Consider the following 23,055-nt stretch of genomic DNA (forward strand, 5'->3'; position numbering starts at 1 on the left):
TTATATGATAAATAAAAAATATAAAAAATCAGTTCTTGCTGTACTTTGTAGTTTACCAATACTTTCAACTTCTATAGTTATTGGGTGTAAAACAACTCAAAATCAACAAGGTATTTATAAAATAGTAGATTTTGAAAAAGAAAACCAGATAAACATATTATCTGAAATTAATCATTTTTTTGAAAAACACGACTTTAATGAACAACTAGTACAATTTGTTAATAAAGATTCACATAACTATATAACTTTAGATAGTTTAATGAAAAATAACTATGCAGCTAAATATGTTAAATTTGATAAAGATAAATTCAAACAAATTATTAAAAAAGAGTTTAATCTTTCTGATGATTATTTAAATAAGTTAGAAATAGAAGTTGATTACACTAATATTGATAGAGATTATTCTAATAATTTTGATATTGTTTTTCCTATTAGAATAAAAAGACAATTAGAAAATCATAAAAAAGCAAGTTATCAACCTGGATTATTTACTGAACAAATAATTAAGTTTAGATTAAAAAATGTAAAAAGTTCACCTAGTGAAGCGTTTTTTGCTGAAGAGTTAAAAGATGTTTTTAATAAGTTAAAAGAACTTAAATATGATAACTTTACAGCAAGAATTAAAACTAATATTTCTAATGAGCTTAAAAATCAAATAGATCAATGAAATATTAATGAATTAGACTCAACTCAACTTTCAAATATTTTTGAAATAAATATTTCTGAATTTGATCAATTAAAAACAAACAATCCTATTTTTGTTTTTAAATCAACAATTTTTGGTGTTGATTTTAGTGATAAAAATTTAGCTTTAAATGAAGGTTATTTAAAAGTTAGATTTGCAGTTAAAGAAGGTTTTGATTCATCTGAAAAAGCTAAAAAACTAATTGAAATTAATAAAGAAATTAATAACTTAGTTACAAAAAAAGAGAAATTAGAAAAAGATAAGTCTGATTCAAATAAAATAGAAATTGATAAATTAATTCAACAAATTAATCAAAAAATAATAGAACTAAAAACGATTCAAAAAAAAGCTTTACCAGCTGAAGCAGGAATAACTAAATTAATAAAATTTAAATTTGATTGAAATGATCAATTTTGAAAAAACATTAAATTAAATGAAGTTATTAAAATTGATACTATTAAATATGGAATTTCTAATACTGATTTTTTATCATTAACTAAAGATAATTTAATAGTTAAAATTCTTAATAAAGATGTTAAAAATGTTGATATTAAAAAAATAGAAAAAACTAATGATTTTAGAAATGCAAAATTAGTTTTAGATGTTTTATTAAAAGATAATAAAAAATTAGAATTAAACAAAAAAATAGGTGTTGGAAAATATAGTTTATTATATGAAAATGACTTTATAAAAAATAATATTCAAGCTCCTTATTTTACAACTGAAAGATTAACTCAAGAAAATTTACAATCTGTAAATAAAGACTTTTTTAGACAATTTGATTCAGAATTATTTTCTGGAGGTTATGCTTCATCAAGAGGATTTTATGCTCCAAAAATTACTACACCAATATTTATGCATATTGGAGAAGATTACGTAGCTAATGATTTTCAAGCTGTATTAATGCCATATGATGGAGAGATTATAGCTGCATATGAATTAACTACTAAAATACCATTTACTGGAGTTGGAACAGTTGTTGTTGTTAAAATAAAAGTTTCTGATTTAGATTGAACTCCTAAAGAAAAAGAAATCTATTTAAATGATAATAAAGATCATATTTATATGTCGTTTTTACATTTAGATGCATCAAGAACTTTAAATAATCAAAAATTAGGGTGAAGTGCAGAAAAAGTTGTTTTAAATAACAATAGAACAATTCAAGTTGTTAAGAGTTTAACACCAGAAAAACCACAAAAAGTAGCAAAAAATACTATTATAGGTTATTTAGGTAATAATGCATCTAATGGTGGATGAATGAGTCATGCTCATGTTAACTTATATACAAATAGACCTAGTTATTTATCTGAAAACTATTTTTCAACTAAAGCTAATCAAGGTTTATCTGAAGATAGAATTAAACAATATCATCAAAATATAAATGGAAAAGAAACTTGAAGACAATTTGGAAATATTGGTTTACATCAATCTCCACAAAGACCACCGTACACTATAAATGAAGTTGATCAGATTACTGGAGTAGAAAAACTAGATAAAAACAAAAAGAAAATAATAATAAAAGATGAACAAGCTTTATTTTTACCAAACTTAAGTATGAGTTTATTTGAAAAAAGATTAGGTTATGCTAATCCAAACTTAGTGTATAGATTAAGAGATAATAAAACAGTTTCATTTAGTGTAAAAGAAGTTAATAAATTAACATAAAACTAAAACAGATCTTATGATCTGTTTTTTTAGTTTTATATCAAAATAAATAGTTCTAACTTAGTTAATAACTTGGAACTAATATTTAAAAAAATATTAAAAAGAGTCATTCTCAAATATTCATATTTTCAAGTATTAAAATTTATTTAGTAATTAATTTACTAATTTTATTCTTATAATAATTAAATTTTATTAACGTACTTATTTATAAAAAGACTGAAAAATCATTTCAGTTGTCAAGGAGATCTATGTTTAAGAGAAAGAAATTGATAATCCCTTTACTAACTACACTAGCTGTTGTTCCTTCACTTGTTGTAGTTTCTTGTAAAAATCCTCAATCTAATCAATCTTTAAGTGAAAAAATTTATTTAAACTATAATTTACAAACTGAAAAAGACAAACAAGAATTTGAAAACTATAACCAAATTAATATGTTAAGTGAAATTAATCAATATTTTACTAAACACGACCACAACAAAGATTTAGTTAAATTTACAACTGATGGTGCATCTGGAGATACAGTTGAATTTAACAATATAATGAAAAATAACTATGCATCAAAATATATAAAATTTGATCAAGATAAATTTAAAGAAATCATTAAAAAAAAATTTAATTTATCTGATAGTTTTTTAAAAAGATTAGAATTTGAAGTTGATTATAATAACATATCAAGAGATTATGGTAATAACTTTGATGTTATTTTTCCTGTAAGAGTAAAACTTCCTTTAGTTAGTCATAATAATTTTAAATACCAACAAGGTTTATTTATTGAACAAACTTTTAAATTTAGAATTAAAAATGTAAAAGCAAGTGGTAGTGAAAAAATAGATACAAAAAACATTAAATCTATTTATGAAGAACTTCTAAAATTAAAAGATAAAAATAACTTTACAGTTAGTGTTAAAACAGTAACTGAAGAAACTAAAAAGCTAGTTGATGAATGAGGAATTCATGAATTAAATTCAAAACAATTAGGTGATATTTTTGATATTAAAGCTGATGAATTTGATAAATTATCGGAAAATAAAGAGAAAAAAATTGAATTTAAAAAAATTATTACTGATGTAGATTTATCTGATTCTAGTCTAGCTTTTGATGAAGGATTTGTAAAAGTAAGACTAGCAATTAGAGATAATATTGATGAAAAAAAAGGACAGCCTGAAGCAGGAATAAATGTCTGAATTAAATTTAAATTTGATAAAAATAATTCATTTTGAAAAGAATTAAAACTAAGTGAATTAATTAAAGTTAATACTGTTAAATACACTGAAACTAATACAGACTTTACTAATTTAGATAAGGCTAATTTATTGATTAAAGCAAAATCAGACTTTATTAAAGGAATTAAAGTAAAATCAATCGATAAAACAACTGATTATAGAAATTCTAAATTACTTTTAGAAATTTTAACTAATGAAAGTTTTAATAATGTAACTAATTTACATAAAAAATTAGGTGTAGGTAAATATACTGACTTATATAGTGCTGATTTTACTAAAAGCAATATTCATGCTCCTAACTTTGCAACTGAAAAATTAACTCAAGAAAATTTAAAAAGTATAAATAAAGACTTCTTTAGACAATTTGATTCAGAAGTATTTTCTGGAGGATATGCTAAATCAAGAGGATTTTATGGTGAAAAAATAAAGAGTCCACAATATATGCACATAGGTGAAGATTATATTGCTAATGATTTTCAGCCTGTTGTAATGCCATATGATGGTGAAATTATAGCAGCTTATGAATTAAGTACTAATGTTCCATTTGCTGGTGTTGGTACTGTATTGGTTGCTAAAGTTCCAATTACTAGCCTACCATGATCTCCTAAACAAAAAGAAATTGAATTAAATGATAATAAAACACATATTTATATTTCATTCTTGCATTTAGATGCTCAAAGAACTCTAAATAATAATAAATTAGGATGAGTTGCTGAAACTGCAAAATTAAAAAAAGGCAGAACAGTAAAAGTCGTAAAAAGTGTTACTCCAAGCACACCAAAAAAGGTTTCAAAGGGTACAGTTATAGGTTATTTAGGTGATCACTCATCAAATGGTGGATGAATGAGTCATGCACATGTTAACTTATATACAAACAGACCTAGTTATTTATCGGAAAATTACTTCTCATCTAAAACAACTAGAGCACAACTAGATGATAAAAGAGCTGAGGGTTATAAATCTAGTGTTTCAAATAATGATTTTTCTGCAATTGGTAATATAGGGATTGAATTTAAACAAGATAGAAAAATTTATCAAGTTGATCCTAAAACAGGAATAGAAGATAAGCAAAGAGCAATTTTAGATGAAATACCATTATACTTTAATGGTTTAAGCATGTTAGGATTTGAAAAAACTAAAGGTTATGCTAACCCAAATCTAATGTACAAACTAAGAGATGAAAGAACAGTTTCATTTAGTGTAAAAGAAGTTAACAAATTATAATAATTAGAAAAACAAATCTATACAGATTTGTTTTTATTTATTTTAATTAAAGTTTATAAATTTATATTTTTTATATTAAAATAAATAACAATAAAAAAAGGAAGTAAAAAACATATGAATAAAGTTATTTATTTGGCTGGTGGTTGTTTTTGAGGTGTTGAAGCATATTTTTCTAAACTAAAAGGTGTAATTAATGCTGAAAATGGATATGCTAATGGAATTAGTGAAAAAACTAAATATTATAGTTTATCTAAAACTTTACATGCTGAAACAGTTAAAGTTACTTATGATTCAAATCAAATTTCACTAGAAGAATTACTAGTGCATTATTTTAGAATTATTAATCCTGTTTCTTTAAATAAGCAAGGAAATGATGTAGGCCCCCAATATAGAACTGGTGTTTATTATACTGATATAAATGATAAAAAAGTTATTGAATTAGTGTTTTTAGAATACAAAAAACAATATGATGAATTTTATGTTGAGTTAGAAGAATTAAAAAACTATATGACTGCTGAAGACTATCATCAAGATTATTTAGATAAAAACCCAACAGGTTATTGTCATGTTAATTTAAATGTAGATTTTAATTTAACAGATAAAGAACAAGAACTTATTAAGTTAATAAGAAAAGAATTAAGTTTAGACGAATTAAGTTTAAATGTTTTAAAATATTCAGCAACAGAAAAACCACACACTTCAGAATTTAATGACGAACATAGAAAAGGTATTTATGTTGAAAAAATAACTGGAGAAGTGTTATTTGCTTCAAATACTAAGTTTAATGCTGGTTGTGGTTGGCCAAGTTTTGCAGCTCCAATTAATAATAAAGCTGTTGAATATAAAGCAGATTATTCTCACAATATGCATAGAGTTGAAGTTAGATCAAAAACTGGAAATAACCATTTAGGACACGTTTTTAATGATGGTCCTAAAGAAATGGGTGGATTAAGATATTGTATTAATGGGGCAGCTATTGAATTTGTTCCATATGAAGAAATGGAAAAAAAGGGGTATTCTGAATACAAAAAACTTTTAGATTAATTAGTTAATAATTTAATTATTAATCTAAATGTTAATATAACTTTATATTGATATATTTGCGAATTTCTAGATTCGTATTTTTTGTTTTAAAGAAAGAGCAAAAATGAAGCACTTATTAAAAATAATAAGTAGTTTAACTATATTAAGTACTGGTATTTCATCAGTTAGTTGCACTAATAAACAAACTAATTCTAATAAAAATATAAATGAGCAAAACAGTGTCGTTCTTCAAGAAATAGAAAATCTATACCTGATACTTCTGAAATTAAATTAGAAACTGTAGTAAGTGAAGATATTAAAAATAAAGGTCTAACAGCTTTACAAAAAGTTTTTAAAGAACAAGAAGAAGCTTTTGGTAGTTTTCAACTTATCAAGATGTTGTTGATCAATTAAAAGTTTGGGACTGCTACCCTAAAAAAATACAAAGTTGCAAGTTGATAATAATAGTAGTGAAATAAATAAGTTAAATATTAGTTATTTTAATAAAACAATTACTTTTATTCCTAAAACAGTTTTAAAAGACGAAGTTAAAGAAAAATATGATAAATCTAAAAATCAATTATTACAAATTGGTTATAAACTAGATAATACGTTAAAAAGTATAAAAATGAACACAGTTGACAAAAATGCAAAAAAAGTTCCACTGTATCTTCCTTTAAAAATTAATTCATTAGACAATACATTTAGAAATTTAGAATCAGAACGTATAGATAATTTAGATAAATGAAAAATAACTAATGTAAAATACTTAACTGAAACATTTAGTGATACAACAACTTTTGATCAAGATATTAGTAATTGAGATGTTTCAAATGTTATTGATATGACTAAAATGTTTGCTGGAGCAAGTAAATTTAATCAAGATTTAAATTCTTGAGATACAAAAAATGTTAAAACAATGCATGGAATGTTTTGAGATGCTGAAAATTTCAATGGTTCTGTGTTTAAGTGAAATGTAAAAAAAGTTGAAGATATGCAAAGTATGTTTAGTGGAGCCTTTAATTTCAATCAGGATTTAAATGAATGAGATACTTCTAAAGTAGAAAATATGGCAGTGTCGAATGTTTAGTAAAACAAAATTATTTAATGGTAATATTTCTAAATGAAATATATTTAATGTTACATCGATGAGACAAATGTTCCAAGATGCAAAAGGGTTTAAGCGCAGTTTAAGTTCTTGAAAACCAATAAAAGTAACTCACGCAAAAGATTTTAGAAAAGATGCTGAATCAAATATACCAAAAGAAAATCTTCCAAAGTTTTCAGAAGAAATACTTAAAACATTATAACTAGATATCAGAAACACTCATTAAAAAATGAAACTTATAACTAAAAAATAAGTTTCATTTTTTAATTTTTAAATAGTGTAAAATATAAATAGTATAAGAAGGTTGGTGTAAAAATGCTGGTATCTTTTATTATTGTGTCTCAAACACATTTAAATAGATTAAAAACAACTATTGACTCTATAAAACATCAAACTAATGACTCACACCAAACTATTATTATAAATGACTCTAAATATATAGATAATGCAAAAAGAAAGTATATAAAAGAAATTTTTGATAATTCAAATAATATCATTTTAAGCGAAAATAATATTCCACAAGATACTTCAAGTGATTGAAACATTGCAATGGAATTAGCAACAGGAAAATATATTGTTTTTGTTAAAGAAGGCGATTTTTTATATCCCAATTTTGTTGAACAAATTCAAAAAGTATCTGACAAAAACAATGCTGATTTAATAGAATTTAATCAAAATTATAATGGTTTACTTGAAGATCAAATTTCATATAATCTTTTAAAAGGTAATAAATTATATGATTTAAATAAAAATTATGAAGTATTTGCTTATATTCAAAGACTTATTTATACTAAAGCTTTTAAACTTGAGACAATTAAACAAAAAAATTTAAGCTTTAGAAGAAAAGTTAGATTTGACCACTTATTTACTTATAAATTTTTATCTTTAGCAAATAATTGTTATATACTTGATGATTATTTATCATTGCATAGAATTTCTATTATGAAATATTCAGCTTTTGATTTATTAAGACAATGACCACACATTATTAATTATTTTAGACAAATTGATAAATATAAAGTTCTTTCAGATCAATTAACTTATGCTCATTATTATCAAACTTGTTATAAATTTTTAAATTTAATTGGAAAATATAACAACCCTGTTTTATATAAAAAAGCTTTAAATTTCACTCAAAGTAAAGTAAAAAACAAAATTAATGTTTTTGTTAAAAAAAATAAAATTTTTCTAGAAAATAAAGACCCTGAATTTAACAAAAGAATGAATGATTTTGAGCGTTTTATATATAGTGAACTTAAAAAAATAAAATAATGAATGATTCTTTAATTACTAGTAAAATAGATGAAATTAAACTAGATAACAATTACAAATTAGCTAGTTTATGAAAAGTTTTTTTTGCTAGGCTTTTTGATTTTTTAATTTGCTCAATTCCATTAATTATCATTTCAATTTTTTTTAAAATTAAAACTGGTGATATTGTAAGTTTGCTTGCTAAGTATTTAGTATCTTTTGTGTGAACTTTTTTTTATTTTGTTGTTTTAAGTTTTTTATTAAAAGGAAATAGTTGTTGTAAAAAACTTTTTAAAATAGAGTTAAAAAGTTTAACTACTAACAAAATTAGTTTTAAACAAGTAATAATTAGAGAAATTTGGTTTATTTTTATTCCTTTATTTATTGGTTTTATTTTTACAATTATTTTTGCTTTTTTATTACCTAGTAATTTTGTAAAAAAACAAGCTTGAAGAATTTCTTTATCTTTAATTATTTATCAAATAGGTTTAGTTATTGTTTTATTTTGATTTTTGGGATTGATGATTTCAATTAGATTACAAACTAATCATCAATCTTTTATTGATATTAAATTGAATTTAATTGTAATTGAAAAACAAAAAACAATAGTAAATAAACAAATTAAATCTAATAAAATTTTAACTAGAAATGATAAACATATTTCTTTAAATGAACAACCTGGTAATTTTGATTTAGAATTTATAAATGAGTTAAAACAAGATTTAGATAGTGATGATCTAAAAGATAAAAAAAATAGTAAGTAGATGGTGGAAAAATGTCAGTGGATAATTTGTTAAATTTACTAAACACTCAACAATTAGCAGCAGTTTTAAATACAGATAAACCAGTAAGAATTATTGCTGGAGCTGGTAGTGGTAAAACTAGAGTAATTACAACTAAAATTGCTTATTTAATAGAAAAACAAAACATCGATCCTAGTAGAATTTTAGCTGTAACATTTACAAATAAAGCTGCTAAAGAAATGAAAGAACGTGTTTTACAAATTACAAATAATTCTTTTAAAAGTCCGTTTATTTCTACTTTTCACTCATGATGTTCTAAAGTATTAAGAATTGATGGAAAACATATTGGATTAGAAGATAAATTTTTAATTATTGATAGTGATGATCAAAAAAGAATTATTAAATCAGCTTTAAAAGAATCAAATATTGAACTAAATGAAAACGATAAAAAAACTTTTGATAAAAAAATTCTTTATAAAATAAAAGAATGAAAAGAAGAATTAGTTGATCCTAGTGAAGCTATTTTAAATGCTACAAGCACTTTAGAAAAAAACTTTGCAGCTATTTATAGGTTGTATCAAAATACGCTTTTAAAAAATAATTCTTTAGATTTTGATGATTTACAAATTTATGTTTATCGATTATTTAAACAAAATAATGAAATTTTAAATAAATGAAGAAATGCTTATGATTATGTTTTAGTTGATGAGTTTCAAGATACTAATGAACTTCAATTTAGCTTAATTAAATTTTTAACTATAAATACTAATCATTTAACAGTAGTTGGAGATCCTGATCAAACTATTTATTCTTGAAGAGGAGCTAAATTAGATATTATTTTAAACTTTAATAAAACATATAGTAATGCTATAAGTATTGTTTTAAATCAAAACTATAGATCAACAAAACAAATATTAGATATTTCTAATAGTTTTATTAAAAATAATAAATTTAGAGAACACAAAGAAATTTTTACTAATAATAAATCAGGTAAAAAAGTAGTTTTAAAAGAATGTAATTCAAAAACTAGTGAAGCTAGTTATGTAAGCTCTAAGATTAAAGAACTAGTTAAACAAGGCTATCATTATAAAGATATTTTTATTTTATATAGAATGAATGCTTGGTCTCAAGAATTTGAAAAAGAGCTAGCAAATAAAAAAATTCCTTTTCAATTAATTGGTGGAATTAAGTTTAGAGAAAGAAAAGTAATTAAAGATGCTATGGCATTTTTAAAAATGATTTCAATTAAAGATAATTTATCTAGTCAAAGAGTTTTAGGTTTAATTCCAAAAATTGGAAATATTACAATTGAAAAAATTATAAATACTGCTAATTTAAATCATTTGAATATATTTGATTTAATTACAAATGAAAATAGAACACTTTTACATTCAATTACTAAAAACTTAGATGAACTTATTGAAGTGTTTAAAACAGCTCATCAGTTATATTTAGATAATACAAATATTGAAGAAATCTTAAAATATTTACTAATTCAATCTGGTTATGAAAATAAATTAAAAGTTAAAAAAGAGCAAGACGATTTAGAAAATATTAATGCTTTATATGATCAATTAAAAAGATTTGATGAAGATTTTGATCCAAAATATTATAGTGAAGAAAATAAACTAATTGCTTTTTTACAAGAAGAAGCCTTAGCTAGTGATATTGATGAAGCTGAACAAATTGATAAAGTTTCATTACTAACAGTTCATGCAGCTAAAGGATTAGAAAATAAAGTAGTTTTTATTACTGGATTAAACCAAGGAGTTTTTCCATCAAGACTATCTGAAACTAGTATTAGTGAATTAGAAGAAGAAAGACGTGCTTTATATGTTGCTTTAACTAGAGCAAAAGAAGAATTATTTTTAACTTATGTTAAAGGCGATTATTCTCATATTATGCAATCAGAATTAAAACCAAGTAAATTTATTCACGAACTTGATAAAGACTTATATGAATTTGAAACTCAATTTTTAAATACTTTACTTTATGATTCAAATGATTATAAACAAAGTTCATTTTATGTTAGTCCAAAACAACATAATTTATATAATGTTGGTGATCATGTTGAACATAAATTATTTGGAAAAGGTGTTGTAGTTAAAATAATTAATGATCAATTACAAATTTCATTTACAAATTCAAGTTATGGAATTATGATGATTGCTACTAATAATTCTGCTTTAAGTAAGGTATAATATTTAAATGTAGTTTAAATAAGAATGATATAATAATATTGTTAAATTTTAGGAGGATTAGACTCATGGCAAAGTTTTCAGCTATCATTACAGATAAAGTAGGATTACATGCAAGACCAGCTTCAGTACTAGCTAAAGAAGCTTCTAAATTTAGTTCAAACATTACTATAATAGCAAATGAAAAACAAGGTAATTTAAAATCAATTATGAATGTAATGGCAATGGCTATAAAAACTGGAACCGAAATAACTATTCAAGCTGATGGAAATGATGCTGATCAAGCAATACAAGCAATCAAACAAACTATGATTGATACAGCTTTAATACAAAGATAATTTAATTTAAAAACAACCATCTAGGTTGTTTTCTTTATTAATAGAAAGTTATTTTAAAATGATTAAAAAATTTAGTATTAAAGATACTAGTGTTGATCAACAATATCCATTTGATTTTAAGTTTTATAAACCTAAAGTTGAAGGAATGATTATTTTATTTTCATTAGTTATTTTGCCATTAATTGCAGTAATTTTTTTAAATGTTTTTAAAACTCAATTAAATATAACAGATGAAAGAATAGGATTAATTTTTCAACTTTCAAGTATTTTATTTACTTTAGTTGGAGCAACTATTTTTTGATCTAGAAATCCTATGAGTTTTTGAAAGTCTGGAGTTGGAATATTGTTTGGTTTTCCAATATTTTTGCAACTATTTGGATTAGCTTTTGGTTTATTAGCAAATTTAGTTGGTGTTTTTAATAATAACAATAATAATGCTTGATCTGATATTTATAATCTTTTAGTTCAAACTGTTGCTGAAGTTTTAGTAATTATTTTTGCATTTAATAAAATAAATAATTTAAAAAGTAAAGTTAAAAAAACTTTTAAAGAAAATAAAAAACTTTTAATACCCATTGCAATTCTTTTTGCAATTGTTGCTTTTTTTGTAGGTAATACTTTATATAGTTTAATAATTACAGAATTAAAGTTAAATTTAGGTGAATCAAAAAATCAAGAAGGTTTAGTTTCACCTTTTAAAGTACAAGGAATTACTAAATACATTTATATGGTTTTATTTATCATTTTAACTGTTTTTATAGCTCCTTTGTGTGAAGAAATAGTAGCTAGACAAGCTCTATTTACAGGGGTTTCAAATAAAGTTTTATCAATCATAGTATCTAGTTTATATTTTGGAATTTTACATATTTCAAGTGGAGATGTTTATAATATTTTTCCATATGTTATAGGTGGGTTTTTCTTTTCATTAGTGTTTAGTTTTTCTAAAGGTAATTTAAGTTATTGTTGATTATCTCATTCTTTTTATAATTTAATTTCAGTAGTTTTAATAATAGCTAGTTTATATATAAAATAGTTATGACAAAATTTATTGTTAATAAAAATGATCAAAATCAAACTTTATTTAAGTTTTTAAAAAAAACTTTTAAAACTACTCCTATAAGTGTTATTTATAAATGAATAAGAAATAAATCTATTAAGATAAATTCTAAAAGAATTAATGATAAAAAATATTTATTAAAAGTAAATGATATTATTGAAGTTTATGATTCAAATAAACCAATAATTAGAGATCAATTTAACTATATTAGTAATGTTAGTTTAGATATTATTTATGAAGATAATAATATTTTAATAGTTAACAAGTCTAATAATTTAGAAATGCATTCAACATATAATTTATGTTTAGATGATATGGTTAAATCTTATTTAGTTGATAAAAAAGAGTATGATATTTATTTAGAAAATTCATTTGTGATTTCTCATGTTCATCGATTAGATAAATTAACTAGTGGCTTAGTAATTTATGCTAAAAATAAAATTAGTTCAACTATTTTAACTAATGCATTTAAATCAAACGATCAAATTAATAAATATTATTATGCACTAACTAGTTATGATTGAAATTTAAATGATTTTTTACAAGTTAATGGTTATATTAGTTATGATAGTAATACTCAAAAAGCTGATTTTAGTTTAGTTGAAAAAAATAACTATAAATATTGTCAAACTGAGTTTAAACTAATTAATAAAAATTTAATTTTAGTAAAATTAATAACAGGTAAAAAACACCAAATTAGAAGTGTGTTAAGTTTTTATAATAATCCTATTTTAAATGATTTTAGATATAATGGTAAAAAAGAAAACGATCAAAAAATGATCTATTTAGCAGCTTTTAAAATTGAATTTAAAAATTTAAAAAAACCTTTAGATTATTTAAATAATAAAGTAATTATAAAAAACCCAGATTGAATTAGTAGGAGGTAATTATGCAAACAAATGTTGAATCAACAACTGCTAATATACCTATTAGTACAACTGAAAAAACTACTTCAGCTAAAAGTGGTGTTTTTAGTGCTTTATTAGGTGTTGTTATTTCAATAACTAATATGATAATTCAGTTTTTGTTAATTTATTGAGTTTTACAAAGTTTTGGAACTGAAATAAATGGGTTTATTAGAATTTCTATGTCACTTTCAATAATTGGTGGAACTGCTGAAGGAGCTTTAGCTTTATCAACAGTTTTAATGCTATCAGAACCTTTAAGTAAAAAAGATTGAATTACAGTTAATGAAATTTATTCAACTTCAAAAAGAAATTATAATAATAAGATTGTTTCTGGTTTTATTTTAGTTTTTTTATTATCTATACTTTATCCATTACAAATTGCAATTTCTCCAATGATAACAAGTAATCAACCAATTAAGTGAGGAATTGATTTTATTGCTCCATTATCAAAAAGTTCATCTAGTTTAAAGTTTTGAGAACTAAGTTTAATTTTTTTAATTTTAGGATTTAAACAAACTTTAACAGCTGGACTTTTTGGTGTTTATGAAAATATTATGCAAGCAGATCAAAAAAATGCCACTAGAAAATTAGTTATTTTATTTACTGATATGTTGTTTTATGGTGCATTTTTTATAGGATTGAATTCTTATATTTCTTTAAATGATAAATATTCACCAGTTTATTTATTTTTACCGTTTTTACTTTATCCATTCATAAGAGGACTTATAATTAAAATTTATATTAAATCAAAATATCCATTTTTAAAATTTTATAATGATTTTAATAATTTAAGTTTAATTAGAAAATCTACAAAAATTTATTGATCTTCTATTGGTCAATCTATTTTAAGTAATAGTGATTTAATTATTATCTTTTTAGCTTTGGGTTCAATTGGGTTAAAGGTTTCTTCTTTGCTTTCTTTATATATGGTAGTTGCAATTAATTTAAGAGTTATTATGACTACTTTAATTACTTCATTTAGAGAATATTTTTTAAGTGTTATTATTAAAAAAGGCCGACTAGATTGAACAACATATTCTAATTATGAGTATTACACTTATGTTGTAGCTATATTTTCATTTCTTTTTACAAGTTCAATAACTCCTTATGTAGTTTCAGGGCTATTTTCAAAAATCATAATTAATGATGTTGATACAAATGGATTAACAAAAAACACAATTAAATTTATAATTTCTAGTTTTAATTTCTCAACACTTTTTGGTTTTACAACAAGCTTAATTGTTGTTTTAGAAGGAAAATTATCTTTAATACAAGCAAAAGGAATGAACAGAGCAATTGTTAAACCAATTAATATTATTGCTTTTAGTTTTTTTATTACTAGTTTTATTACTACTTTATTATTAAATCGTTTTATTAGTGATGTTGAAACTAAAATTACTTCTGTGATTGAAACATTTTATATTTTTAAGTTTTTCTTTTTAATAGTTGCTTATGTATATTTATGATTTTTTTCTTGAGATAAGTTAGTTTATAATGCTAAATTTGATTCGATTTTTACAAATGTAAGCTATTTAGTTCTTTCAGGAGCAATTATTGGAATGGTTTTACTAGTTTTATCTACTATTGCTCATATTAATTTAGATGATGAGATTCCTGTTAATTTTAATATGCTTTTAACAGTTATTGCTATAACATTTTTTGTAGGTTTATTTTTAATAGTAGTAGTTCCATTAATATTTAATAAATCAATAGGTAAAATATTTTTTTATAACTTACCTATTATTAAACAAATTGCAAGAAAAAAAGAAATTTTAGCAAAAAAGAAACTTTTTGAAAAAGAAGGTATAAAAATTGATGAGTTGTTATTAAAACAAGAAGCTTTATTAAAAGCTATGAATGGTTTTGAAAATGACAAGGTTATTGATCAAAGTGAATTTGAAAAATATTCAAAATATAAACCTAAGCCTAAAATTTATACTTTAAAATTTAGTGATATGAAAAAAGATGAATTGGAGTATTAAAATATGTCAAAAGAACAAGTTCTATTAAGAATTAATCAATTAAAAGAACAGTTAAACTTATGATCTAAACAATATTATGTTGATGATAATCCAAGTGTTGATGATACTGAGTATGACTTAGCTTTAAAAGAACTAATTAGTTTAGAAAATTTATATCCTGAATTTATTACAAGTGATTCACCTAGTCAAAAAGTTGGTGGAACGGTTAATGAAAAGTTTTTAAAAATAACTCACAAAACTCCAATGCTAAGTTTAGGTAATGTTTTTAATTTTGATGAATTTTTAGAATTTAATATTCAAGTAAGTAAAGTTTCAAACAATTTAAATAATGAATATGTAGCTGAATTAAAAATTGATGGTTTATCAATTTCATTAGTTTATGAAAATGGAGTTTTAATATCAGCTGCTACTAGAGGTAATGGTATTGTAGGTGAAGATGTCACTATTAATGTAAAAACTATTAAATCTATTCCTTTAAAAATTAGTAAAAAAGAACGTGTTGAAGTTAGAGGAGAAATATATTTATCTAAAGCTGAATTTGAAAAAATTAATAAAAAAAGATTATTAAATAGTGAAGATTTATTTGCAAATCCTAGAAATGCAGCCGCTGGTACTTTAAGACAGTTAGATTCAAAAATAGTTGCAAGTAGAAATCTTGATGCCTTTTTATATTATTACATTAGTGATGATTCAGCTAAGCTTAATCAATATGAATCCATTTTAAGACTAAATCAGCTAGGTTTTAAAACTAATAAAGAAACAATGTTGTGCAAAAATTTAGATCAAATTAAAGCATATATACAAAAATATACTAATTTAAAAAATGATTTAGATTATCAAATTGATGGAATTGTATTTAAAATTAATGATAAAAACTTACAAAATAGTTTAGGGTTTACTAGTAAAATTCCGAAGTGAGCAATTGCTTATAAATTTCCAGCTGAAATTAAACAAACTAAATTATTAGATGTATTTGCTACAGTTGGAAGAACTGGAAAAATTACTTATAATGCTAAACTTGAACCTGTTTTTTTAATGGGAGCTAAAATTAGTGCTGCTACTTTAAATAATGCAGAATATATTAAAACAAAAGATCTAAGAATTAATAGTATAGTTAAAATAAAAAAAGCTGGAGATGTTATTCCAGAAGTTATTGAAGCTATTAAAGATGAAGATTTTTATAAATTAGAAAAATTTAAACCTGCATTATATTGTCCAAATTGTCATTCTTTATTAGAAAAAAATGATGGTGAAGTTGATCAGTTTTGTATAAATTCTTCTTGTTCTATGAAAATATTAAGATCATTACAACATTTTAGTAGCAGAGAAGCTATGAATATTGTAAGTTTAGGAGATAGAAGTTTAGAGATTTTATTTAATCTAAAAATTATTCAAAATATTTCAGATATTTATAAATTAGAAGAATATAAAGATCAAATTTTAGCAATTGATAATTTTGGTTTAAAAAGTTATTTAAATTTAATTGATTCAATTAATGCTTCTAAAAATAATTCTTTAGAAAAAGTTTTATTTGGTTTAGGAATTAGACATATTGGAAGTAAAACCGCAAAAATTTTAGCTAAAAAATATCAAAATATAGATAATTTAATGAGTGCTAGTTATGATGAATTAATTCAAATAAATTCAATTGGAGAATCTTTAGCTTTATCTATTGTTGATTGATTTAAAATAGAAGATAATTTAAAACTAATTAATGATTTAAAATCATTTAATATTAATTTTAATTATTTGGGAGCAAAAATTAATTCTAATTCAATAATTGCTAATAAATCATTTGTAATTACTGGAAATTTAACAAGACCAAGAGAAGAATTTAAAACACTAATTGAAAATAATGCTGGTAAGATAAGTGGCTCAATTTCTAAACAAACTGACTATTTATTAGTTGGTAATAATGTAGGTTCTAAACTAGAAAAAGCAAAAAAATTAGGTGTTAAAATTATAGATGAACAGCAATTTTTTGATTTATTAAAATTAGAGAAAGGATAATATGTCAAATAGATTTAATAAAGAATTTTGAAAAGAATTAGCTCATGATTTTATGTTTGAATTAAACGATGAAGAGCTTGAAAACTTAATGAGTGTTGAAGACAAACTTTTTGATGATTTTAAAAAAATCACTAGTATTGATACAACAGATGTTGAACCAACTTTTTATACAGTTAATCAAATTCATTCATATTTAAGAGATGATGAACCAATACAAACTAATTGTCAAAAAGAAATTTTAGAAAATGCGCCAACTAAACATGATGATTACATCACAATAGCAAGGGTGGTTAAATAATGCAAGATTATAGAAAAAAAAGTATTTTTGAAATTCACAAAGATTTAGTAGATAAAAAATATACTGTTTTAGATCTAACTAAAGAAGTATTGAAGAATTTAAAATATGAATTAGATTCTAATGCAATTAATTATTTAGCTGAAATTCATGCTTTAAAACAAGCAAAAAAAGTTGAAGAAAATTTTGATAGCAATAATTTATTATGTGGAATTCCATATATTTGTAAAGATAATTTTTCAACAAAAGATATACCAACTACAGCTTCATCAAAAATACTAGAGAGCTATATTCCAAATTATTCTGCTGCCTTAGTTGATTCACTAGATAAAAATCAATCTATATTAGTTGGAAAATCTGCTTTAGATGAACTTGGAATGGGTGGAACTGGATTATTATCATGTAATGGTAAGATTACAAATCCATGAGATAAAAATCGTATAGTTGGTGGTTCTAGTTCTGGATCTGCTTATTTAGTAGCTAAAGGATTAGTTCCATTTGCAACAGGAACTGATACTGGTGATTCAATTAGAAAACCAGCTAGTTATAATGGAATAGTTGGGTTTAAGCCAACTTATGGAGTAATTTCAAGATATGGATTATTACCATATGCTCCAAGTTTAGATACAGCTGGATTTTTTACAAAAAATGTAGATGATATGGCAGTTTTATGTGATGCTAGTTATGATAATGATACTAGAGATTTTTCATCAACAACAGCTGATCATGTTGACTTTTTAAAACAAATAAATGATTTTTCAAATATTAAAACTTTTGGATATATTAGTTCAGTAATTGAAAGTTTAGATCAAGAACATAAAACTCATTACTATAATTTATTTGAAACATTAAAAAATAAAGGTTATCAAATTAAAGCTTTAGATTTTAGACAAGATTTATTAGATGCAGTTTTACCTGTTTATTTAATGATTGCAAATAGTGAAAGTGTTTCAACTAATTCTTGTTTAGATGGAATTAAATATGGAAAAAGAGTGGACGGAAATGATTATAGTGAAATTATGATCAATTCAAGAACTCAAGGTTTTGGTGAAATTGTTAGACGTAGATTTGCAATTGGTTCACTAGTTTTAAAAGGTGAAAATCAAAAAAAATATTTAGTACAAGCTAAAAAAGTTAGAACTTTAATTAATCGTGATTTTAATAATTTATTTGAACAAATTGATGTTTTATTATTACCAGCATCACCATCTATTGCTCCATTAATAGAAGAAATTACTAATCCAAATAAAAAATCTCAAGAAAGAGATTTTATTGAAAATATTTTAGTTTTAGCTAATTTTACAGGTAGTCCTTCAATTACTATTCCATTTTTTAAAACTAAAAATATGCCAGTTGGAATTAATATTACAACAAAAGTTAAAACAGATTTATCAACATTGCAAGCAGCTAAATTATTAGAAAATATTATTGGAATTAAAAACCAAATTGTTGAGGATTAGTATGCAAAATTTTGAAATTATTATTGGAGTTGAAAATCATATTGAATTAAAAACTAATTCAAAAATGTTTTCACCAAGTAAAGTTAGTTACGGACAAACTCCAAATACTTTAGCAAATGAAATTGATTTAGCTTATCCTGGAACTTTACCAAGTGTTAATAAAAAAGGAGTAGAGTTAGCTATTTTAGCATGTAATGCTTTAAATATGCAAATTGACACTTTATTAACTTTTGATCGTAAAAACTATTTTTATCCAGATTTAACTAAAGGCTTTCAAATCACTCAACAATTTAATCCAATTGGAACAAATGGTAGTTTAGAAATAATTTTAGAAAATGGAAATAAAAAAGTAATTGAAATTGAACGTTTGCATATTGAAGAAGATACTGCAAAACAAGTGCATAAAGATAATTTAACTTATCTTGACTATAATAGATCTGGTGTTGGATTAATTGAAATTGTTACAAAACCAGTATTAAGAAGTGCTGAAGAAGCTTGTTTATATGTTGAAAAGCTTAGAGAAATTTTATTATTTTTAAATGTTAGTGATGTAAAAATGAATGAAGGTTCACTAAGAACTGATTTAAATATTTCTTTAAGACCTTATGGTAGTGATAAATTTTCAAATAAAGTTGAAATCAAAAACTTAAACTCTATTTCAAATATTAAAAAAGCTGTTGAATTTGAAATTAATAGACAAAAAGAAATTTTATTAAAAAATCAAATTGTTGAACAACAAACAAGAAGATTTGATGATCAAACTAATTCAACTATTTTAATGAGAAGTAAAATAGATAGTATTGATTATAGATATTTTAGAGAACCAAATATTTTTCCAATCCAACTAGATCAAAAATGAGTTGATCAAATTATTTCAAATTCTCTTGAACTAGCAGATCAAAAACGTATTAGATATGTAAATGAATTAGGTTTAACTAGTGAAAATGCTAATATTATTTTAACTAGTTTAGAAATGACTAATTTTTTTGAAAAAACTATTAAATTAACTACTAATTATAATAAAATAGCTAAAATGTTAATTTCAGAAATTCAAGCTAAATTAAATTTAGAAAATAAAACAATAGATCAAATTGAATTAAGCCCAGAAAATTTAGCTAGTGTAATTAATTTAATTGATAAAAATATTATTTCATCAAAACAAACAAAAGTAATTATGCCAATTATATTAGATTCAAATACTGAAACTGTTGAACAAATTGTTGAAAGATTAAATCTAAAATTAATTACAAATAAAGATGAAATCTCAAAATTATTAATTGATATTATTAATCAAAATAAAGAGTTATTAAACCAATATTCAACTCGTCCTGAAAGAGTAATTAAAACAATTATGGGTCAGTTAATGAAACAAACTAATGGTAATGTTGATCCTGAAATTGCAAATGAAATTGTAATTAAAGAAATTGAAAAGAATTTATAATAATAAAAAAATGGGCACTGCCCATTTTTTATTGTTCTTCAGTTAAAAGGTTTGGATCAGTTTCTTCATCAATCATACCTTGAATTTTTTCAGCTAAACTATTAATAATAGTAGTTCTTGCAAAAACTACAATATGATCTCCTTCTTTTAGTTCAGTATAATCATCTGGTAATAAGATCTTACCTTTTCTTCTAATTTGAATAATATTAAAATCTTTATTTGCTGATAATCCAACTTGTTGAATATTTTTATTAAATAAATCAGGGTTTTTAACTTCTAAAGTTGAAGAGATAAATTCATCATCAATTGAATGTACTTCAATATCAAAATCAATATTAAAAATTACTCTAGTAGCTGTAATTTCTCCAGCAATTTTATTAGGAACAATAATTTGATTTTCAGTTAAACCTAAAGCTAGTAAAACTCTTCTATAATTATCATCTTTTGCTTTAACTGTAATATTAGTACATTCTAAATCTAATAAGTTTAAAACTGTTACTAGTGATGATTCTAATTCATTTTCAATTCCAACAATCACTCAATCATATGATTGAATTCCTTTTTTTGCTAGAGCTACTTTATTAGTTGTATCAATTACAATTCCTTCAACTGTATCAAATTCAGATAAATATAAATTCAAACGTCTTTCATCAATATCAAAAACAGTTACAGATTGTCTTTTTTGTACTAAAGTTTCAATAACAGATAAAGTAAAGTTAGAAACACCAATGATTGCAAAGTTTTGTTTTTTTGCCATAAATTATCCCTTCTTAACTAATTAAATTATACATTTTTATCAAAATGATATAATAATATATTGAAAAGAGGTGGATTTATGTTTTTTAAGAAAAAAAATAATAAAAAACAGAAACGAAAATTCACCTCAAGACTTTTTAAAAAAACTTCAAATTTTAATGAAGAAAAGTATAAATTTTTCCGACTAGTTAAAGATATTTGACCACTTTCTAAAACTTCAGGAAAGATTTTTTTAATTTATGTAGCAATTATTTTATTAGGAGGGTTATTATTATCAATTCCTAACTTTTCACTAACTAAAAGTGGATCTAAATATAATTGAGATTTTTTAACTGGAATATTTATTGCTTCATCTGGATTTAGTGATACTGGTTTAACTGTTTTAGATGTTTCTCATTCTTATACTTTTTGAGGTCAGTTTATTTTATTATTACTAATTGAATTTGGTGGAATTGGTGTTTTAACTTTTAAAATTGTTTTATTTTTAATTATTAATAAAAAAATCTCAATTTCAGATACTATTGTTGCTCAATCTGAAAGAGGAAGTGCTACAACTAGTTTAACTATTGTTCTAATCAAAGATGGGTTTATTTGACTAACTTCAGTTCAAGTGATTTCAGCTTTTATTTTATTCTTTTTATTCTTTTTTAATCAACCTTCAAATAATCCAAATTTAGAAGTGGTTTCACCATATCATGATTTTTGAAAGTCTTTATGATTTGCTGTTTTTCATTCTACAAGTGCTGTAAATAATGCTGGGTTTGATATTATTTCACCAAACTCATTACAACCATATAATGTAGATAATCATAGAGTTTATGCTATTCAAGTAATTTTTATGCTTGAGTGAATAATTGGTGGATTAGGTTATCCTACTTTTCATGATATTAAACGTAAACTAAAAGCTAAAAAAACTAAAGAAAAAATTAATTTTAGTTTATTTACAAAAATTAATTTCTGAGTGTATTTAGTATTATTTATCTTTGGTCCTTTAGCTGTTTTTGCAACAGAATATTCAAATTACGATCATTCATTAATTTTTTATTATTATGATGAAAACTTTACTGTTTTAAATGCTAAATCTAATATTGTTGTTTTTATGGATATTTTATTTAATACAACAGCTTCAAGAAATGCTGGGTTTTCAACAATTGATATTTCAACTTTTAATTCAGGATCAAAAGCTATATTATCAATTTTAATGTTTATTGGATCAGCACCAAGTTCAACTGCTGGAGGAATTAGAACTACAACTTTTGGAATACTGCTTTTATCAACTTTTAAAATTATTAAAAACCAAAAATTCACAAGTGCTTTTAGAAAAACTATACCTAGTGAAACTGTTAATAGAAGTTATGCAGCTTTCTTTATTTCAACATTTTTAATTTTTGTTGCTTTATTTATTATTTATGTTGATTCAAATAGTGCTTTTCATACTTTAAAAAACCATAACAGTGCTTCAATTAATACTATTTTATTAATTACTAGTGCATTTGGGACTGTTGGATTATCTCCATTAACTCATTTTCAAATGTATCAATTAGGAGTTGTTACTAAAATATCAATTATTTTAATTATGTTTATTGGTCAATTAGGAGTTTCAAATACTTTATTAATCTTTTTAAAACCTGCAAGAGATAAAGCTTATAAATATCTTGAAGAAGATATAACTATAGGATAGGTGATAG

General features: G+C 23.0%; 18 protein-coding genes. 17 read left to right on the forward strand and 1 reads right to left on the reverse strand.

What is annotated here, in order from left to right:
- The first annotated feature begins 4 nt into the window (after window positions 1–4).
- The 16 genes from V2P32_RS01375 (at window position 5) to gatB (ending at window position 20,611) form a co-directional block, all read left to right on the forward strand.
- On the forward strand, window positions 5–2,350 hold the full coding sequence (locus tag V2P32_RS01375) for an MSC_0775 family lipoprotein (RefSeq protein ID WP_434343780.1): 2,346 nt from the start codon (window positions 5–7) through the stop codon (window positions 2,348–2,350).
- A 248-nt stretch (window positions 2,351–2,598) separates the two neighbouring features.
- Window positions 2,599–4,797: an MSC_0775 family lipoprotein gene (locus tag V2P32_RS01380; protein ID WP_434343781.1), complete on the forward strand. Its 2,199-nt coding sequence runs from the start codon at window positions 2,599–2,601 to the stop codon at window positions 4,795–4,797.
- A 114-nt stretch (window positions 4,798–4,911) separates the two neighbouring features.
- Window positions 4,912–5,841, forward strand: a complete 930-nt coding sequence (gene msrB / locus V2P32_RS01385) for a peptide-methionine (R)-S-oxide reductase MsrB (RefSeq protein ID WP_434343782.1) — start codon at window positions 4,912–4,914, stop codon at window positions 5,839–5,841.
- Window positions 5,842–6,268: 427 nt separating this feature from the next.
- Window positions 6,269–6,910 carry a BspA family leucine-rich repeat surface protein gene (locus V2P32_RS01390; protein WP_434343783.1) on the forward strand — a complete coding sequence of 214 codons (642 nt, stop codon included), beginning with the start codon at window positions 6,269–6,271 and terminating at the stop codon, window positions 6,908–6,910.
- Entirely contained in the window at window positions 6,903–7,130 is a 228-nt protein-coding gene (locus tag V2P32_RS01395) for a BspA family leucine-rich repeat surface protein (RefSeq protein ID WP_434343784.1), read from the forward strand. Before V2P32_RS01390 ends, V2P32_RS01395 begins: the two co-directional genes overlap by 8 nt.
- 113 nt (window positions 7,131–7,243) lie before the next feature.
- Window positions 7,244–8,200 (forward strand): glycosyltransferase, encoded by a 957-nt coding sequence (locus V2P32_RS01400; protein WP_434343785.1) that lies wholly within the window; start codon window positions 7,244–7,246, stop codon window positions 8,198–8,200.
- Complete coding sequence (locus tag V2P32_RS01405) at window positions 8,200–8,943, forward strand: RDD family protein (RefSeq protein ID WP_434343786.1); 744 nt, start codon at window positions 8,200–8,202, stop codon at window positions 8,941–8,943. Before V2P32_RS01400 ends, V2P32_RS01405 begins: the two co-directional genes overlap by 1 nt.
- A gap of 11 nt (window positions 8,944–8,954) precedes the next feature.
- Window positions 8,955–11,123, forward strand: coding sequence for an ATP-dependent helicase (locus V2P32_RS01410; protein ID WP_434343787.1), 2,169 nt, complete (start codon window positions 8,955–8,957; stop codon window positions 11,121–11,123).
- Between the two features lie 65 nt (window positions 11,124–11,188).
- Window positions 11,189–11,458 (forward strand): HPr family phosphocarrier protein, encoded by a 270-nt coding sequence (locus tag V2P32_RS01415; protein WP_107669451.1) that lies wholly within the window; start codon window positions 11,189–11,191, stop codon window positions 11,456–11,458.
- 58 nt (window positions 11,459–11,516) lie between these two features.
- On the forward strand, window positions 11,517–12,491 hold the full coding sequence (locus tag V2P32_RS01420) for a lysostaphin resistance A-like protein (RefSeq protein WP_434343788.1): 975 nt from the start codon (window positions 11,517–11,519) through the stop codon (window positions 12,489–12,491).
- A gap of 2 nt (window positions 12,492–12,493) precedes the next feature.
- Window positions 12,494–13,402 (forward strand): pseudouridine synthase, encoded by a 909-nt coding sequence (locus V2P32_RS01425; protein ID WP_434343789.1) that lies wholly within the window; start codon window positions 12,494–12,496, stop codon window positions 13,400–13,402.
- Between the two features lie 2 nt (window positions 13,403–13,404).
- On the forward strand, window positions 13,405–15,405 hold the full coding sequence (locus tag V2P32_RS01430; protein ID WP_434343790.1) for a hypothetical protein: 2,001 nt from the start codon (window positions 13,405–13,407) through the stop codon (window positions 15,403–15,405).
- Between the two features lie 3 nt (window positions 15,406–15,408).
- A complete protein-coding gene (gene ligA, locus V2P32_RS01435) occupies window positions 15,409–17,415 on the forward strand; it encodes an NAD-dependent DNA ligase LigA (protein ID WP_434343791.1) in 2,007 nt (668 codons plus the stop codon).
- A gap of 1 nt (window position 17,416) precedes the next feature.
- On the forward strand, window positions 17,417–17,713 hold the full coding sequence (gatC, locus tag V2P32_RS01440) for an Asp-tRNA(Asn)/Glu-tRNA(Gln) amidotransferase subunit GatC (RefSeq protein WP_013447982.1): 297 nt from the start codon (window positions 17,417–17,419) through the stop codon (window positions 17,711–17,713).
- Window positions 17,713–19,170 carry an amidase family protein gene (locus V2P32_RS01445; protein WP_434343792.1) on the forward strand — a complete coding sequence of 486 codons (1,458 nt, stop codon included), beginning with the start codon at window positions 17,713–17,715 and terminating at the stop codon, window positions 19,168–19,170. The genes gatC and V2P32_RS01445 overlap by 1 nt, the downstream gene beginning before the upstream one ends.
- A 1-nt stretch (window position 19,171) precedes the next feature.
- Entirely contained in the window at window positions 19,172–20,611 is a 1,440-nt protein-coding gene (gene gatB, locus V2P32_RS01450) for an Asp-tRNA(Asn)/Glu-tRNA(Gln) amidotransferase subunit GatB (RefSeq protein WP_434343793.1), read from the forward strand.
- Window positions 20,612–20,639: 28 nt separating this feature from the next.
- Here the strand turns inward: gatB and V2P32_RS01455 are convergent, their stop codons facing one another.
- Window positions 20,640–21,368 (reverse strand): potassium channel family protein, encoded by a 729-nt coding sequence (locus V2P32_RS01455; RefSeq protein WP_434343794.1) that lies wholly within the window; start codon window positions 21,366–21,368, stop codon window positions 20,640–20,642.
- A gap of 78 nt (window positions 21,369–21,446) precedes the next feature.
- Between V2P32_RS01455 and V2P32_RS01460 the strand changes: the two genes are divergently transcribed.
- The gene (locus V2P32_RS01460; protein ID WP_434343795.1) at window positions 21,447–23,048 is read left to right on the forward strand and encodes a potassium transporter TrkG; all 1,602 of its coding nucleotides are present in this window, start codon (window positions 21,447–21,449) and stop codon (window positions 23,046–23,048) included.
- Window positions 23,049–23,055 lie beyond the last annotated feature (7 nt).

The organism is Mycoplasma sp. 06067-C1-B144P-99-0482-3 (assembly GCF_051053925.1).
In the GTDB taxonomy this organism is placed as follows: domain Bacteria; phylum Bacillota_I; class Bacilli_A; order Mycoplasmatales; family Mycoplasmataceae; genus Mycoplasma; species Mycoplasma leachii.